The organism is Paractinoplanes abujensis, assembly GCF_014204895.1.
GTDB lineage: Bacteria > Actinomycetota > Actinomycetes > Mycobacteriales > Micromonosporaceae > Actinoplanes > Actinoplanes abujensis.
This window is the reverse complement of the sequence record NZ_JACHMF010000001.1, coordinates 2,759,960-2,774,644: the sequence shown is the minus strand read 5'-3', so window position 1 is coordinate 2,774,644 and position 14,685 is coordinate 2,759,960. Positions and strand designations below refer to the sequence as shown.

The window sequence follows — 14,685 nt, the reverse complement described above, 5'->3', positions numbered from 1 at the left end:
GAACCGTTGTCTCAGGCCCGCTCGAGGCAGGCCGGCCACCCACGCCGACTTGGCGATCCGTATGCAGGAAAGCGCTTACCTCAGCGAGAATAGAAACAAGTCAATAGCCACGACAAGGGTTTGCAGTGGTTTGCATTACACCGATGCGCGGCGCCGCCGGTCGGCGCGGGAGCGCTCCCGTACGCGGAAGCGGCGGTCCGCGTCCATCATGGTGAGAGGGGCGCCCGGTTCGGCCTGCGACCGGCCACCGTGGACGACATTCGCACGCCGGCCGGCATCGACACGGCGCCCACGAAGGACCAGGGCCGCCGGCCCGCGATGACGCCGGCCGACGAGCAGGGGTGGCGGGAAGGTGGAAGCGCACCGCGGACCGCTCGAACGTCGCACCATCCGGCCGCAGCCGGAGCCGTCCGGTGTGCCGGGTAGAGGCGATACCGGCTCGGGCCCTTCCGCGTCGCTGATCAGGCGTCGCGAAGTTTGTCCCGGCCGAGCTCGTCCGCGCCCACGGCCTCACGCGGTCAGAGCAGGCTGCGGGCCACCTGCAGGTCGGTGATCAGGACGTTGACCCAGCCGCCGCGGACGGCGGCTCGGATGGCGTTGCTCTTGCGGAGGCCGCCGGCCACGGCGACGCGCCGGGGGACGCGCATGAGGGTGGCCGGGGCGATGCCCAGCACCCGCTCGTCGAAGGCCGATTCGATGTGGGCGCCGGCCGAGTCGAAGAAGCGCATGCACACGTCGCCGACCGCGCCCGCCGAGCGCAGGCCGGGCAGCTCGCTCTCGGCGAACGCGTTGCCGCTTTCGCGCAGCAGTGGCGACGGCTCGATGCTGCCCACGCCGACCAGTGCCATCGTCAGGTCGTCGCAGGCGCGCAGCACCGGTTCGATGCTGGGGTCGGTGATGAACATCTGCCGCATGTCACCCGACGCCAGCAGGCCGGGCGCGGGCAGGTAGACCGCCTGGGCGCCGGTCAGCGCGGCCAGGCGGCCCGTGATCCGGGTCGCCTGGGTCTGCGCGGTCACGTTGCCCACGCCGCCCAGCATCTGCACGACCTGGTCGGCCACCGGGGTGGGCCGGGGGTGCATGGCCTCCACCGTGGCCAGGATCGTCGAGCTCCACGACGACACGCCGATGCGTTCGCCGCCCATCAGGGTCGTCTCCAGGTAGACGGCCGCGGCCGAGCCGAGCGCCCGCATCACGTGGCTCTCGTCGGCGTGGTCGTCGGTGTCCGCCACGATCACCTCGGTCAGCCCGTACGCCTGCTCGATCTGCTCCTCGAGTTCCGCGTAGACGCCGCGCGGGGCGAGCACGGTCGTGCGGACGATCCCCAGTTCGACCGCGCGTTTGAGCAGCCGCGAGACGCGGGGCTGGGAGATGTGCAGCTGCTGCGCGATCTGCGGCTGTCGCATGCCCCGCTCGTGGTACATGCGCGCCACCTTGGTCAGCAGGCGGATCTGGTCGGTGGCGACCTCGTCCACCGCGTAACGCTCGGCCACTCCCAACCCCTCCCGACGACGTCAGCTTAGGAGAATATCCATTCACCGGCGCACGGTGAGTATCACCCGTTGGCAGCGCCTCACGACCACGTGAGAAACGCTCGCGAATAAAAATTCAAGCCTGGATCGGATGAAGTCGCACCGTAAACGGCCGGGTGGCGGGCCGTCAAGAACGACGATGCCCCGCGAAAACGCGCCCTGAAGCAACACCGGAACGACCCGTTGACAACACCGACATCCAGCATTCACAGTGTTGGCATGCCCAATCGCCTATGAATGGATATTCAACATGACGGTGATCACACGCCGATTGCTCGCGGCGGCGACGACGCTGGCGCTCGCCTCGGCGGTGACGGCCTGCTCCCGGGTGCCGGGCGTCTACGTCTACGAGAAGGACGGGCTGGCCGCCGCCGAGTCCAAGGCCACCGACCCGGCGACCTACGTGAACGACAACTGGGCGCAGAAGATCGTCCCGACCGTGCACGACAACGCCAAGGACGTCACCGAGGTCGCCGCCGCGATCCGGGCGGACCCGGCGAAGGCCGGCCAGGAGCTGGGCAAACAGGCCGGCACGGGCAGCCCGTACGCGTTCATGGTCAAGGGCGCGGGCACGGTCACCGAGGTCGACACGTCGGTCCCCACGGGCCCGGTCACCGTCGAGGTCCCGCAGGCGGGCGGCTCGCCGCTCAAGGTCACGATCGCGACCGGCCCGGTCATCGCCGGCACCGCGATCCGTGACGCTGTCGGCATCGCGTTCGGCGACTTCGTCAACCAGATCGACTACGCCGAGGTCGCCAACCAGATCAACGACAAGGTCAAGACCGAGGTCGTCGCCCAGGTCGACCGGGACGCGCTCAAGGGCAAGAAGCTCGAGTTCCACGGCGCGTTCTCGTCGCTCGCGCCCGGCACGATCTTCCTGGTGCCGACGGAACTGGCGGTGCAGTGATGCCGGAGATTCTCCAAGCGCGCAACATCAGCAAGAACTACGGCGGCGTACGGGCCCTCAAGGACGTCACCTTCACCGCGTACCGGGGCAAGGTCAACGTCCTCGTCGGCGAGAACGGCGCCGGCAAGTCGACGCTCATGAAGATCCTGTCCGGCTCCGAGCAGCCCACCAGCGGCGAGATCCTCCTCGAGGGCGAGCCCGTGCAGCTGGGCAGCCCCCGCGACGCGCAGGCCCGCGGGATCGGGATCATCCACCAGGAGCTCAGTCTCTTCCCGAACATGACCATCGCGGAGAACCTGTTCGCCGGGCGCGAGTTGCGCAAGGCCGGCCGGTTCGTCGACGCCGCCGGCCAGCGCAGCCGGGCTCGCGAGGTGCTCCAGCGGCTCGGGCAGGACCGGCTCGACCCCGGCACCCTCGTCGGCGACCTGCCCATCGGCCAGCAGCAGCTCGTCGAGATCGGGCGCGTGCTGCTGACCGACGTACGGGTCCTGATCATGGATGAGCCGACGTCGGCGCTCTCCAACCACGAGGTCGACGTGCTCTTCGACGTCATGGGTGACCTGCGCAAGGACGACGTCACGGTCATCTACATCTCGCACAAGCTGGACGAGTTCCGCCGCATCGGCGACTGGGTGACCGTGTTCCGCGACGGCAGCCTCGTCGCGCACGAGTCGATGAGCCGCACCGACACCGGCTGGATCGTGCGCCAGATGGTCGGCCGGGACCCCGATTCCCTGTACGTGCGGAACAGCTCCCCGGTCGGTGACGTGCTTCTGGACGTACGGGGTCTGACCGTTCCCGGCACCGTGAAGGTCGACGACGTCTCGCTGACCGTGCGCGCGGGCGAGGTGGTCGGCATCTACGGCCTGATGGGCGCGGGCCGCACCGAGCTGGTCGAGACGCTGATGGGCATGCGCAAGGCGAGCGCGGGCGAGATCTCGGTGCGCGGAACCCCGGAGCCCAAAGGCACGGTGCAGGCGCGGATGGCGGCCGGCCTGGCCCTGGTGCCGGAGGACCGGCAGCGCGACGGCCTCGTGCAGACCATGTCCGTACGGGAGAACATCCTGCTCGCGACCCTGGCCCGGATGACGCGTGGTGGGTTGCTCAACGGCGGCGCCGAGCAGCGCACGGCCAAGGACAAGGTCGGCGAGCTGGCCATCAAGATCCCCGGGCTGGGCGCGCTGGTCACCGCGCTCAGCGGCGGCAACCAGCAGAAGGTCGTGCTGGCCCGGGCCCTGCTGACCGACCCCGTCGTGCTGCTGCTGGACGAACCCACCCGCGGCATCGACGTCGGCGCCAAGTCGCAGATCGCGTCGCTGATGGCCGACCTGGCCGCGCAGGGCTTCGGGGTGCTGTTCATCTCGTCCGAGCTGGCCGAGGTGATGGCCATGGCCGACCGGGTCCTCGTGATGGCCCGCGGCCGTGTCACCGCCGAGTTCACCGCCGAGAACGTCACCGAGGAGGCCCTCGTGAGCGCCTCCGCATCCGACAGCGTCCTGGAGGCCGCGACATGACAGACACCCACGTGGCCCCGCCCCGGAAAGCCGCCGCCGCCCCTCAGCCCGACGAGCCGAAGAGCACCGCGCTCGCGAGGGCCGCGCTGCTGCTCCTGCGCGGCCGCACGCTGGTCGTCCTGGTCGTCCTCATCATCATCTTCAGCTCGATCTCGTCGGAGTACCTGACGCAGAGCAACCTGATCCTGATGACCAAGCACGTGGCCATCAACGCGATCCTGGCCATCGGGGTCACCTTCGTGATCCTGACCGGCGGCATCGACCTGTCGGTGGGCTCGATCGCGGGCCTGGCCAGCATGGTCGCGGGCGGCCTGCTGTTCAAGGGCTTCGACATGCCCGGCGGCACGGTCTTCTTCTCGGTGGCCGTGGTCATCCTGATCGGCATCGTGGTCGGCGCCCTGGTCGGCGCGGTCAACGGCGTGCTGATCACCCGGTTCAAGGTGGCGCCGTTCATCGCCACCCTCGGCATGCTCTACGTGGCCCGGGGCGTGGCCCAGCTGCACAGCGACGGCGGCACGTACCCCGACCTGGCCGGCACCGAGGCCCGCGGCAACACCGGCTTCGGCTTCATCGGCGTCGACAGCATCCTCGGCATCCCGGTCGCCGTCTGGATCATGGTGGTGGTCGCGGCGGCGGCGATCATCGTGACCACCAAGACCCCCTTCGGCAAGCGCATCTTCGCCGTGGGCGGCAACGAGCGGGCGGCGGTGCTCTCCGGCATCCGGGTCAACCGCATCAAGATCGCCGTGTACGTCATCTCGGGCGCCTGTGCCGCCCTGGCCGGTCTGCTGCTGACCTCCGAGCTGGGCGCCGCCTACCCCGACACCGCCACCACGTACGAGCTCAACGCGATCGCCGCCGCCGTGCTGGGCGGCACCGCGCTGGCCGGCGGCCGCGGCACGATCATCGGCACCGTGATGGGCGCCTTCGTCATCGGCTTCCTCAGCGACGGTCTGGTGCTCGTCGGCGTCTCCACCTTCTGGCAGTCGGTGGTCAAGGGCGCTGTCATCGTCTTCGCCGTCATCACCGAGCAGGCGCAGCAGCGTCTGCAGTCCAACCTGACCAAACGCACCGCCTAGTCAAAGCCCGTACGCACCCTCTCTCACCCGCACTGTCGCACGTGAAGGGACAAATCCTCATGAAATACCTCCCCTCCCGGAGAGCTCTTGTCGCCGTCGGCGCCGCTTCGGTCCTCGCCCTGGCCGCCTGCGGAGGCGGTGACGACGAAGGCTCGGCCGGCAGCGGCGAGAGCGCGGCCCCCGCCGCCTCCAAGCTGGTCGTGATCATCACGCCGTCGCCCGACAACGTGTTCTTCAAGGCCGAGCAGGACGCGGCCGCCGCCCAGGCCAAGAAGCTGGGCTACGAGACGCTGGTGCTCAGCCACGACGACGACCCGACCAAGCAGAGCCAGCAGTTCGACACGGCGATCAGCCGCAAGGCCGCCGCCATCATCCTGGACAACGCGGGCGCCGACGCCTCGGTGACCGCGATCCAGCGGGCCAAGGACGCCAACATCCCGACGTTCCTGATCGACCGGGAGATCAACAAGACCGGTGTCGCGGTGGCCCAGATCGTCTCCAACAACGCTCAGGGCGCCGGCCTCGGCGGCCAGGAGTTCGCCAAGCTGATGGGCAACAAGGGCGAATACGCCGAGCTCACCGGCAAGCCCACCGACACCAACGCCGGGGTCCGCTCGAAGGGCTACCACGGCATTCTCGACCAGTACCCGGACCTCAAGATGGTCGCCCAGCAGAGCGCCAACTGGGACCAGGCCGAGGCCCTGCAGAAGACCCAGACGATCCTGCAGGCGCACCCGAACATCAAAGGCATCATCGCCGGCAACGACACGATGGCCCTGGGCGCCTGGGCCGCGGTGCAGGCGGCCAAGAAGGACATCGTGGTCGTCGGCTTCGACGGCAGCCCCGACGTCGTCTCCTCGATCCAGAAGAAGGCGATCAAGGCGACCGTGCTCCAGCCCGCCAGCAAGATCGCGGAGATGGCCGTCGACCAGGCCGACGCCTACATCAAGGCGGGCGGCAAGACCGACCAGCCCGAGAAGCAGTCGATCGACTGCGTGCTCGTCAACCCCGACAACGCCGACTCGGTCAAGAACTTCGCCGTCGAGGGCTCCTGACCTGTTCCCCGGGCGGGCCCACAAGGCCCGCCCGGTCTGTCACCACCCGTAGAAAGGCACACCCATGCTGGTCGCCGACCCCCGTACCGCCGCCGCCTGGCGCCGATTCCGGCAGGAGTTCGCCGACGCCGGTCCCGAGCGCCGACGCGAGATGCTGCGGGAGCGGGCCAACCAGTCCCGCACCACCGACCTGCACATGATCGGCCGGGCCGGCCTGGGCCACGTAGGCGGCGACATGTCCGTCCTCGACATCCTGACCACCCTGTTCTTCGGCGTCCTGCGCGTGGACCCGGAGAAGCCCGACTGGGCCGACCGCGATCGGTTGGTGCTCAGCAAGGGCCACACCGCGGGCGCCCTCTACGCCACCCTGGCCGCGTCCGGCTTCTTCGCCGAGGCCGAGCTGGAAACGTTCGCCGGTCCGCTCTCCGCCCTCAACGGCCACCCCAACCGGGTCAAGGTGCCGGGCGTCGAGACCAACACCGGCCCCCTCGGCCACGGCCTGCCCGTCTCGGTCGGCATGGCCGTCGCGGCCAAACTCTCCAGCTCGTCGCGGCACGTCTACGTCGTGCTGGGCGACGGCGAGCTGCAGGAGGGCAGCAACTGGGAGGCCGCGATGACCGCCGGGCACCGCCGCCTGGACAACCTCACCGCGATCGTCGACCGCAACCGGCTGCAGCAGGGCGCGCGCACCGAGGAAACCAACACCCTCGACCCGCTGGACGACAAGTTCCGCGCCTTCGGCTGGGACGTCCTGGAGATCGACGGTCACGACCACCTTTCCCTGTACGACGCGTTCACCGCAGCCCGCGGCGAACGGCCCACCTGCGTCATCGCCAACACGACCAAGGGAAGAGGCGTCTCCTTCATGGAAGACCGCGTGGAGTGGCACCACAAGGTGCCCTCGGCCGAGCAGATCGTCACCGCGGCCGCGGAGCTGGCCCGATGAGCGCGCCCGTCGCCACCGAGACGTTCGACAACCGCGTCGCGTTCGCCGAGGAACTGATCGCCCTGGCCCGCGAGGACGAGCGCATCGTGGCCGTGTGCAACGACTCGGTCGGGTCGAGCAACCTCGTGCAGTTCCAGAAGGAGTTCCCGGACCGTCTGATCAACGTGGGCATCGCCGAGCAGGACATGGTCGGCGTGGGCGCCGGACTGGCGCTCAGCGGCTACGTCCCGTTCGTCTGCGGAGCCTCGCCGTTCCTGACCGGACGCGCGCTCGAGCAGATCAAAGCGGACGTCGCCTACAGCCAGTCGCCGGTCGTGCTGTGCGGCATGAGCCCCGGCATGGCGTACGGGGAACTCGGTCCCACCCACCACTCGATCGAGGACCTGTCGTGGCTGCGCGCGATCGCCGGACTCGATGTGGTCGTGCCGGCCGACCCCGCCGAGACCCGGTCCGCCGTGCGCTGGGCGGCCCACGCGGCCCGGCCCGTCTTCCTGCGCGTCGGCCGGTTCAAGGTGCCCGCCGTCACCGGTGACCGGCCGTTCACCTTCGGCGCGGCGACCACCCTGCGCGACGGCTCGGATGTCACGGTGGTGGCGGCCGGAACCATGGTCTCCCGCGCGCTGCAAGCCGCCGAGGAGGCCGCTGAGCAGGGAGTCTCCGTGCGAGTGCTGAACATGTCGACGATCGCGCCGCTCGACGAGGACGCGATCCGCCGCGCCATGGCCGAGACCCGCGGCATCGTGACCGCCGAGGAGGCCACCACCACCGGCGGCCTGGGTGCGGCCGTGGCGGCGGTCGTCGTCACCGAACGGGCCCCGGTGCCGATGCGGCTGCTCGGGATCCACCGCGAATTCGCGCCCACCGGCACCACCGCGTTCCTGCTCGAGCACTTCGGGCTGACCGCCGGCGACATCCGGCAGGCGGCGATCGGGCTGGCCCGCACCGATGCCTGACGACCTCGTTCTCGCGATCGACCAGGGCACCAGCTCCACCAAGTGCCTGCTGGTCGATCCGGCGGGGGCCGTGGTGGCCAGCGGGTCGGCGGCCGTGCCGATCCGGTACCCGCGGCCGGGCTGGGTCGAGCAGGACGCGGACGAGATCCTGGGCAGCGTGCTCACGGCGGCGGCCTCCTGTCTGGACGGCGTCGGCCGGGGGCGGGTCAAGGCGGTCGGACTCAGCACGCAACGCGAATCGGCGGTCGTCTGGGACAAGCGGACGGGCCGGCCGGCGGGGCCGGTGCTGGGGTGGCAGGACCAGCGGGCCCAGCCCGTCTGCGACGCCCTGCGGGCAAAAGGCCGGGCTTCCCGCGTACGGGACCTGAGTGGTCTGCCGCTCGACCCCATGTTCAGCGCGGCCAAGTTGCGGTGGCTGCTCGACCGTACGCCGGACGCGGCGGTGGGGACCGTGGACTCGTGGCTGGTGTTCGCGCTGACCGGCAGCCACCGGATCGAGTCGGGCAATGCCTCCCGCACGCAGCTGCTCGACGTACGAGCCGGGTCGTGGAGCCCGGAGCTGCTCGATCTGTTCGGGATCCCGTCGACCGCACTGCCGGAGGTCACGCCGTCTTCCGGGGACCTCGGGGTCATCTCCGAGCGTGGGGGAGTGCTGGCCGGGCTGCCGATCACGGCCGTGCTGGGGGACTCGCACGCGGCGCTCTACGCGCACGGCTCGCAGGCGGCTGGGGGCGTCAAGGTCACGTACGGGACCGGGTCCTCGGTCATGCGGCTGGGCGCGGTCGACGATCCCCGCGTCTGCCTGACCGTCGCCTGGAACGACTCGCTGGCCGCCGAGGGCAACATCCGGTCGTCCGGTGCGACCGTTGCTTGGCTCGCCGCCTTCTTGGGTTTGTCGGCCGGGCAGATCGGGCAGCTCGCGGCCGAGGCCTCCAGCGACGGCGTGTTCCTGGTGCCGGGTTTCGGCGGGCTGGCCGCGCCCTGGTGGGACGACACCGCGGTCGGCCTGATCAGCGGCCTCACCTTGGGCTCCACACCGGCCCAGGTCGCCCGGGCCGCCATCGAGTCGATCGCCCACCAGGTCACCGATGTCATCGACGTCATGGGCCCGGCCGACTGTCTGCTCGCCGACGGCGGCGCCGGCGGCAACGACGTGCTCATGCAGATCCAGGCCGACCTCACCGGCGTGCCCGTCCGGCGCGCCCGCACCACCAACCTGTCCGCCCTCGGCGTCGCGTTCCTGGCCGGGGGCCGCACACCGCCGATCTCGTACGACGAGTTCCGTCCCCAGCCGGGCGTGTTTTCTCACCAGCGGGACGCCTGGCGCTCCGCTGTCGCCCGGGCCCGCACCCCGCACGATGGGAGCATCGCATGACCGAGTACCCCCGCTTCGGCGCCGGACTGTGGCACTTCGCCACCTACGTCGACCGGTACGCCTCCGACGGCTACGGGCCGGCCCGCACCACCCTCGACGCGATCGAACTCGCCGGGCAGGTCGAGGACCTGTCAGTGGTCGACCTGAACTACCCGTTCACACCCGGCGTCGGCCTCGGCGAGGTCAAGGACGCCCTGGCCGCGCAGGGGCTGTCGGCCATCGGCATCACGCCCGAGATCTACCTGCGCAAGTTCAGCCGGGGCTCCTTCACCAACCCCGACCCCGGCGTACGGAAAGCCGCCCTCGACCTGATGCACGAGGCCGCGGGCATCGTGCGCGAACTGGGCGCCGACTACGTGAAGATCTGGCCCGGTCAGGACGGCTGGGACTACCCGTTCCAGGTCGACCACCGCACGCTGTGGAAGCTGGCCGTGGACGGGATGCGCGAACTGGCCGGGGCGCACCCCGACCTCAAGTTCGCCATCGAGTACAAGCCGCGCGAGCCCCGCGTGAAGATGACGTGGGACTCGGCCGCGCGGTCGCTGCTCGGAATCCAGGAGATCGGGCTCGACAACGTCGGCATCCTGCTCGACTTCGGCCACAGCCTCTACGGCGGCGAGTCCCCGGCCGACGCGGCCCAGCTGATCATCGACCACGGCCGTCTCTACGGCATGGACGTCAACGACAACCTGCGCGGCTGGGACGACGACCTGGTCGTGGGCACGGTTCACCTGACCGAGATCTTCGAGTTCTTCCACACCCTGCGCAAGAACAACTGGGACGGCGTGTGGCAGCTCGACCAGTTCCCGTTCCGCGAGGACAGCGTCGACGCGGCCAACACGGCGATCGGCACCCTCAAGCGGATCCACCGGGCCCTCGACCGGCTCGACACGGCGGCACTGGCCGAGGCTCAGGAACGCCAGGACGCGATGGCCGCCCAGCGCCTCGTCCAGAACGCCCTCTTCGGCGAGGTCCAGTGACATGCGTTTCCACCGTGCACTGACGAGCGCGGTCGCCGGCGTCGTGGCTGCCGTCACCGCTGCCGCGCCGGCTTCCGCCTCCTCCGGGCGCCACACCGACAAACCTCGTACGGTCGTCACCACCGACATGGAATCCGACGACATCGCCTCGCTCGTGCGCTACCTGCTCTACACGAACGAGCTCGACACCCAAGGCATCATCTACAGCAGCAGCAAATTCCACTGGGCCGGTGACGGTAAAGGCACCGAGTTCTTCCTGCCCGGCCGCGAATACAAGACCCCGCAGACGTCGTGGCGGTGGACCGGCTCGACGACAATCGAAACCCAGATCATCCCCGCGTACGCGAAGGTCTATCCCAACCTGCGCAAACACGACGCGGCCTACCCGTCGCCCGCGAAAATCAGATCGCTCGTGCGGCTCGGGAACATCGCCTTCGAAGGCGAGATGGCCTCGGACACGCCCGGATCGAACCTCATCCGGGATCTGCTGCTCGACCGGGACCGGCGACCGCTCTACCTGCAGGCGTGGGGCGGGACGAGCACCATCGCGCGGGCGCTCAAATCGATCGAGGAGCGCTATTCCGGTACTCCGCAATGGTCGTCGGTGCGTGCTGCGGTGTCGAAGAAGGCCGTTATTCTGGCCAGCGGGTTCCAGGACGAGACGTACGCGAACTACATCTCGAAGGCCTGGCCCGCGCTGCGCGTCGAGGAATTGTCGGCGGGCTATGCGACGTGGGGCTTCAACTGCAACAACGACGGCCAGGGCAACGTACGGGGGCTGCCCGCGGACCGGGCCTACTTCACCGGCGACTGGATCCGGCGGAACATCCAGATCGGGCCGTGGGGTTCGCTCTACCGCTCGTGGCTCGACGGGCAGACCACCCCCGGCGACCCGCTCGACGTGTTCGGCGACCCGGTCAAGGCGCCCGGCGGCTGGTGCAAACCGATGAGCCCGTACGACTTCCTGTCCGAAGGCGACAACGTCGTGTTCAACCAGCTTCTCCGTACGGGCCTGCAGAACCCGGCCGCCCCGGCGATCGGGGGCTGGGGCGGCCGGGCCTACCAGGTGTCGGCGTCGCCCGACCTGTGGCGGCTCGTCCCCACCGAGAAGGACGCGACCGGCGCCGACGTGGCCGACCTGACCACGCTGCGCTGGGCGGGCGCGGCCCAGAACGACTTCGCGGCCCGCATCCAGTGGACGCTGACGCCACGCTGGTCACGGGCCAACCACCCGCCGTCGGTGCGGATCGCCGCCGGTGACACGGTGCCAGCCCGGCCCGGAGCGACCGTGTCGCTGGGCGCGAAACTGTCCGACCCGGACGGCCGCAAGGTGACCGCCTCGTGGTGGCAGTACCGCGAGGAGGGCACCTATCCCGGGGCTGTCGCCGTGACGGGTCGGGGCTCGTCGGCGTCGGTCAAGATCCCGGCGGACGCGCGGCCCGGCCAGACGATCTCGGTGATCCTGCAGGGCACCGATAGCGGGACGTTCCCGCTGACCCGCTACGACCGGGTGGTCATCCGGGTGGTGTGAGCAGTGAATGTGGGTGCTGCCCCGGCTTTCCGGCCGGGGCAGCGCTGTGCCTACCAGCCGCCCTGGAAGAAGGCCAGCAGGGCGGGGGCGGGGTCGGCGGCCGTGGTCGCGTTGGCCGTGACCACCACCCCCATGACGAGGGCCAGGGTCAGCGTCACGCCCGCGATCACCTTGTGCCCGGCTCGGGAGGATCCGCGCGCTGGGTTGTGCCCGGCTGGCGACGACCCGCGCGCTGGTTTGTGCCCGGCTCGGGAGGGTCCGCGCCACAGCAGGACGCTCGTGGCCAGCAGGATCAGCACGGCGACGCCCGCGATGGGCACCATGACCGCGTGATACCAGCCGAAGTCGCTGACCATCGGCTCCAACGACGCCGGCATCGGAGCACCCGAACTGAGCACCGCGCTCAGCTCGCGCCCGGCCGCGGCCAACGTCGGCTCCCCGGCCATCGGCAGCAGCGACGACAGCGGCGCCAGCATGCCCTGCACGTTGGCCATCACGGCCGCCGCGGCCACCACGGCCAGCCCCGACACCCCCGCCGCGACCAGCTTGCGGCTGCGCCAGAGCGGAACGGCCAGGGCCACCAGCGTCCCCAGCAGCAGCGCCGAGATCACGCCCTTCACCACGTGGAAGGCGAACCAGTAGTCGACAAGCCGCTGCAGGCCCGCGTCGAGCTGCCCGCCACCGGCCCGCCAGTAGTCGGCGAACCCCTGTTGGGTGGCCTGCACAAGCTGCCCGTGACTGGTCGGGCCGGCACCCGTCCAGGCCGCCGCCACCACGGGCGGCAGCATCACAAAGGCCACCACCAGCGCGGCCGCGAGCACTCCGAGAAATCTTCTGTCCCACATCGCCGGCACGGTAGCCAGCGCGTTCACTAGGTCTTTCGGCTGCGCCTACGCCTTTCGGCCGGGCCGGCGCGTGTCGGTGAACCAAACCGCGAACGCCGCCCCCAGCAAGACGGCAGGCCACCCCACCACCCCGATCAGCACGATCAGCAGGGCGACAGCCAGGAACGCGGCCCTGACCACAACCACCGACGGAAGCCTCATCCACCCATCGTCCGCTGTCGACCGTTCGCCCGGCACCGAATCGTGACACCCCGCACGATGTGGTGCTTGTCGCTTTCCGCCCGGCTCCGATCAGGGCCGCTCGTAGCCGCACTCCTCGTGGAGCCAGCGGTCCAGGTAGGCGGCAACCGCACCCGGGACGGGGGAGCCGAGCACCTCGAGCCATTCGGTGGCGGCCCGGCGCATGTGCCGGACCGCGGCCGCGCCCTGGTCCGGTGCTCCGCGGCCGGGGGCGTCCATCTCGTCGGTGAGCGAACCCCAGATCCAGCTCAGGGCGGCCGGGAAGTCGGCGATGGGCTCGCCCGCCGGGGCCGCGCCCAAGGCCCGTCCGGCCAGCCCGGCGAAGTCCAAGCCGGCCTCGTACGTCGCGTCGGGGTCGCCGGCCGCCAGGACCAAGCGGGCCTGCGCGGCAGCGGCGGCCAGAAAGCCCGGCGGACCGGACTCCGGGTAGTAGCCGGCTTTCACGGCCGGGAGCCTGCCGTCGAGACGGGGGTGCGGCGCAGCTCCCAGACGCTGACCGGGGCCTCCGGTCCGGTCAGCGGGTGCCAGGCCCGGTGCATCGGCAGGGTGGCGGTGAGCACCCGGCGACGCGACACGGCCGGCACCGAGCGGATCGGCAGAGTGTCGGCGGCGGTGGTGCGTACGGTGGCCGCTCTGGTGTGCCTCAGCACGAGGCGCAGCGTGTCGAGGCCGTCGGCGCCACCACCCACGTGCAGGTGGCGCTGGTCGGGCTCGACCGCCTCCAGGGTGGACGCGGGGCGCTGCGGCGGATTGACGGCGAGCAGGTCGGCGTCGAGCTCGTCCAGCTCGCGGAAGTCGAGGCGAAGGACCTCCACGGGCTGCACACCCAGGGTCTCGGCCACGTTGCGCCGGGTCAGCTCGACCGCGGCGGGATCGGAGTCGATCGCGATCACGTGCCGGGCGCCGGCCCGCAACGCCGCGATGGTGATCAGGCCGGCGCCGCAGCCCGCATCGATCACCGTACGGTCGCCGCAGTCCTGCAACGCGGCCGCGAGCAGCGCCGAGAACCGGGAAGGCGCGTGGACGCCGGGCGCCAGGGGCAGCGTGCGGCCGAACTCGAACCAGGACCGCCAGTCCCTCATCGCGCTGAGTCCTTGCGCTGCCCCGTCCTGGCGGCCAGCCGTTGCCGCAGGTGGGCGCGGCAGGCGGGCCATTCCGGGGCGATGACCGAAAAGATCGCCGAGTCGCGCAACCGGCCCTCCTCACCCGGCACCCACGACCGTGACCAGCGGCGCAGGACGCCCTCGAAGGTCGCGCCGGTCGCCGCGATCGCCGCCCGGGAACGAACGTTGCGCGCGTCGGTCTTGAGATCGACCCGCTCGACGCGCCAGTTGTCGAAGGCGTTCGCGAACAGCAGCAGCTTCGCCTCGGTGTTGATGCCGGTGCCCTGCGCCGCGGCGGCCAGCCAGGTGAAGCCGACCTCGATCGCATACAGGTCACCGGTTTCGGGGCGGCGGCGCGGATCCCAGTACGCGGTGGCTCCGACGGCCCGGCCCGTGTCCAGCGCGATCTGCGCATACGGAGTCATGGTCCCCTGGGCCGCCCGCCCGAGCTGCTGGTCGATGTAGTCGTCCACCTCGCCGGGCTGCGGCACCCAGGTCCAGCCGAACGACCCACGATCACCGGCGGCCGCCGCGGCCAGGTCGGCCGCGTGCGCGGGGGTCAGCGGCTCGAGCCGTACGAGGGAACCTTCAAGGACAGGCCGGGGCAGAGTCACAGCGCACTCCC

15 protein-coding genes are annotated in these 14,685 nt (G+C 70.6%); 9 read left to right on the top strand and 6 right to left on the bottom strand.

Features of this window, described 5'->3' with window-relative positions; all coding sequences use genetic code 11:
* Nucleotides 1-518 precede the first annotated feature (518 nt).
* On the bottom strand, nucleotides 519-1,493 hold the full coding sequence (locus BKA14_RS12405; RefSeq protein WP_239093561.1) for a sugar-binding transcriptional regulator: 975 nt from the start codon (nucleotides 1,491-1,493) through the stop codon (nucleotides 519-521).
* 289 nt (nucleotides 1,494-1,782) lie between these two features.
* Between BKA14_RS12405 and BKA14_RS12400 the strand changes: the two genes are divergently transcribed.
* From BKA14_RS12400 to BKA14_RS12360, 9 genes are all read left to right on the top strand, one after another.
* On the top strand, nucleotides 1,783-2,439 hold the full coding sequence (locus BKA14_RS12400) for a DUF2291 family protein (protein ID WP_184951073.1): 657 nt from the start codon (nucleotides 1,783-1,785) through the stop codon (nucleotides 2,437-2,439).
* Entirely contained in the window at nucleotides 2,439-3,953 is a 1,515-nt protein-coding gene (locus BKA14_RS12395) for a sugar ABC transporter ATP-binding protein (RefSeq protein ID WP_184951072.1), read from the top strand. The genes BKA14_RS12400 and BKA14_RS12395 overlap by 1 nt, the downstream gene beginning before the upstream one ends.
* Nucleotides 3,950-5,032 carry an ABC transporter permease gene (locus tag BKA14_RS12390; protein ID WP_184951071.1) on the top strand — a complete coding sequence of 361 codons (1,083 nt, stop codon included), beginning with the start codon at nucleotides 3,950-3,952 and terminating at the stop codon, nucleotides 5,030-5,032. Before BKA14_RS12395 ends, BKA14_RS12390 begins: the two co-directional genes overlap by 4 nt.
* A gap of 59 nt (nucleotides 5,033-5,091) precedes the next feature.
* Nucleotides 5,092-6,087 carry a D-ribose ABC transporter substrate-binding protein gene (locus tag BKA14_RS12385; protein WP_184951070.1) on the top strand — a complete coding sequence of 332 codons (996 nt, stop codon included), beginning with the start codon at nucleotides 5,092-5,094 and terminating at the stop codon, nucleotides 6,085-6,087.
* Nucleotides 6,088-6,151: 64 nt separating this feature from the next.
* Complete coding sequence (locus BKA14_RS12380; protein ID WP_184951069.1) at nucleotides 6,152-7,033, top strand: transketolase; 882 nt, start codon at nucleotides 6,152-6,154, stop codon at nucleotides 7,031-7,033.
* Nucleotides 7,030-7,986: a transketolase family protein gene (locus BKA14_RS12375; RefSeq protein ID WP_184951068.1), complete on the top strand. Its 957-nt coding sequence runs from the start codon at nucleotides 7,030-7,032 to the stop codon at nucleotides 7,984-7,986. Before BKA14_RS12380 ends, BKA14_RS12375 begins: the two co-directional genes overlap by 4 nt.
* Nucleotides 7,979-9,361: an FGGY family carbohydrate kinase gene (locus tag BKA14_RS12370; RefSeq protein ID WP_184951067.1), complete on the top strand. Its 1,383-nt coding sequence runs from the start codon at nucleotides 7,979-7,981 to the stop codon at nucleotides 9,359-9,361. The genes BKA14_RS12375 and BKA14_RS12370 overlap by 8 nt, the downstream gene beginning before the upstream one ends.
* Nucleotides 9,358-10,341, top strand: coding sequence for a TIM barrel protein (locus tag BKA14_RS12365; RefSeq protein ID WP_184951066.1), 984 nt, complete (start codon nucleotides 9,358-9,360; stop codon nucleotides 10,339-10,341). The genes BKA14_RS12370 and BKA14_RS12365 overlap by 4 nt, the downstream gene beginning before the upstream one ends.
* 1 nt (nucleotide 10,342) lies before the next feature.
* Entirely contained in the window at nucleotides 10,343-11,872 is a 1,530-nt protein-coding gene (locus BKA14_RS12360; RefSeq protein WP_184951065.1) for a DUF1593 domain-containing protein, read from the top strand.
* A gap of 50 nt (nucleotides 11,873-11,922) precedes the next feature.
* On the opposite strand, the gene BKA14_RS12355 is transcribed toward BKA14_RS12360, so the two are convergent.
* The 5 genes from BKA14_RS12355 to BKA14_RS12335 all read right to left on the bottom strand — a co-directional run bounded on the left by BKA14_RS12355 (nucleotide 11,923) and on the right by BKA14_RS12335 (nucleotide 14,674).
* The gene (locus tag BKA14_RS12355) at nucleotides 11,923-12,717 is read right to left on the bottom strand and encodes a hypothetical protein (RefSeq protein ID WP_184951064.1); all 795 of its coding nucleotides are present in this window, start codon (nucleotides 12,715-12,717) and stop codon (nucleotides 11,923-11,925) included.
* Between the two features lie 45 nt (nucleotides 12,718-12,762).
* Complete coding sequence (locus BKA14_RS12350) at nucleotides 12,763-12,918, bottom strand: hypothetical protein (protein ID WP_184951063.1); 156 nt, start codon at nucleotides 12,916-12,918, stop codon at nucleotides 12,763-12,765.
* A gap of 90 nt (nucleotides 12,919-13,008) precedes the next feature.
* The gene (locus tag BKA14_RS12345; RefSeq protein WP_184951062.1) at nucleotides 13,009-13,401 is read right to left on the bottom strand and encodes a hypothetical protein; all 393 of its coding nucleotides are present in this window, start codon (nucleotides 13,399-13,401) and stop codon (nucleotides 13,009-13,011) included.
* Complete coding sequence (locus tag BKA14_RS12340; RefSeq protein ID WP_184951061.1) at nucleotides 13,398-14,039, bottom strand: 50S ribosomal protein L11 methyltransferase; 642 nt, start codon at nucleotides 14,037-14,039, stop codon at nucleotides 13,398-13,400. The genes BKA14_RS12345 and BKA14_RS12340 overlap by 4 nt, the downstream gene beginning before the upstream one ends.
* Nucleotides 14,036-14,674, bottom strand: coding sequence for a GNAT family N-acetyltransferase (locus tag BKA14_RS12335; RefSeq protein WP_203722796.1), 639 nt, complete (start codon nucleotides 14,672-14,674; stop codon nucleotides 14,036-14,038). The genes BKA14_RS12340 and BKA14_RS12335 overlap by 4 nt, the downstream gene beginning before the upstream one ends.
* Between the last annotated feature and the right edge of the window lie 11 nt (nucleotides 14,675-14,685).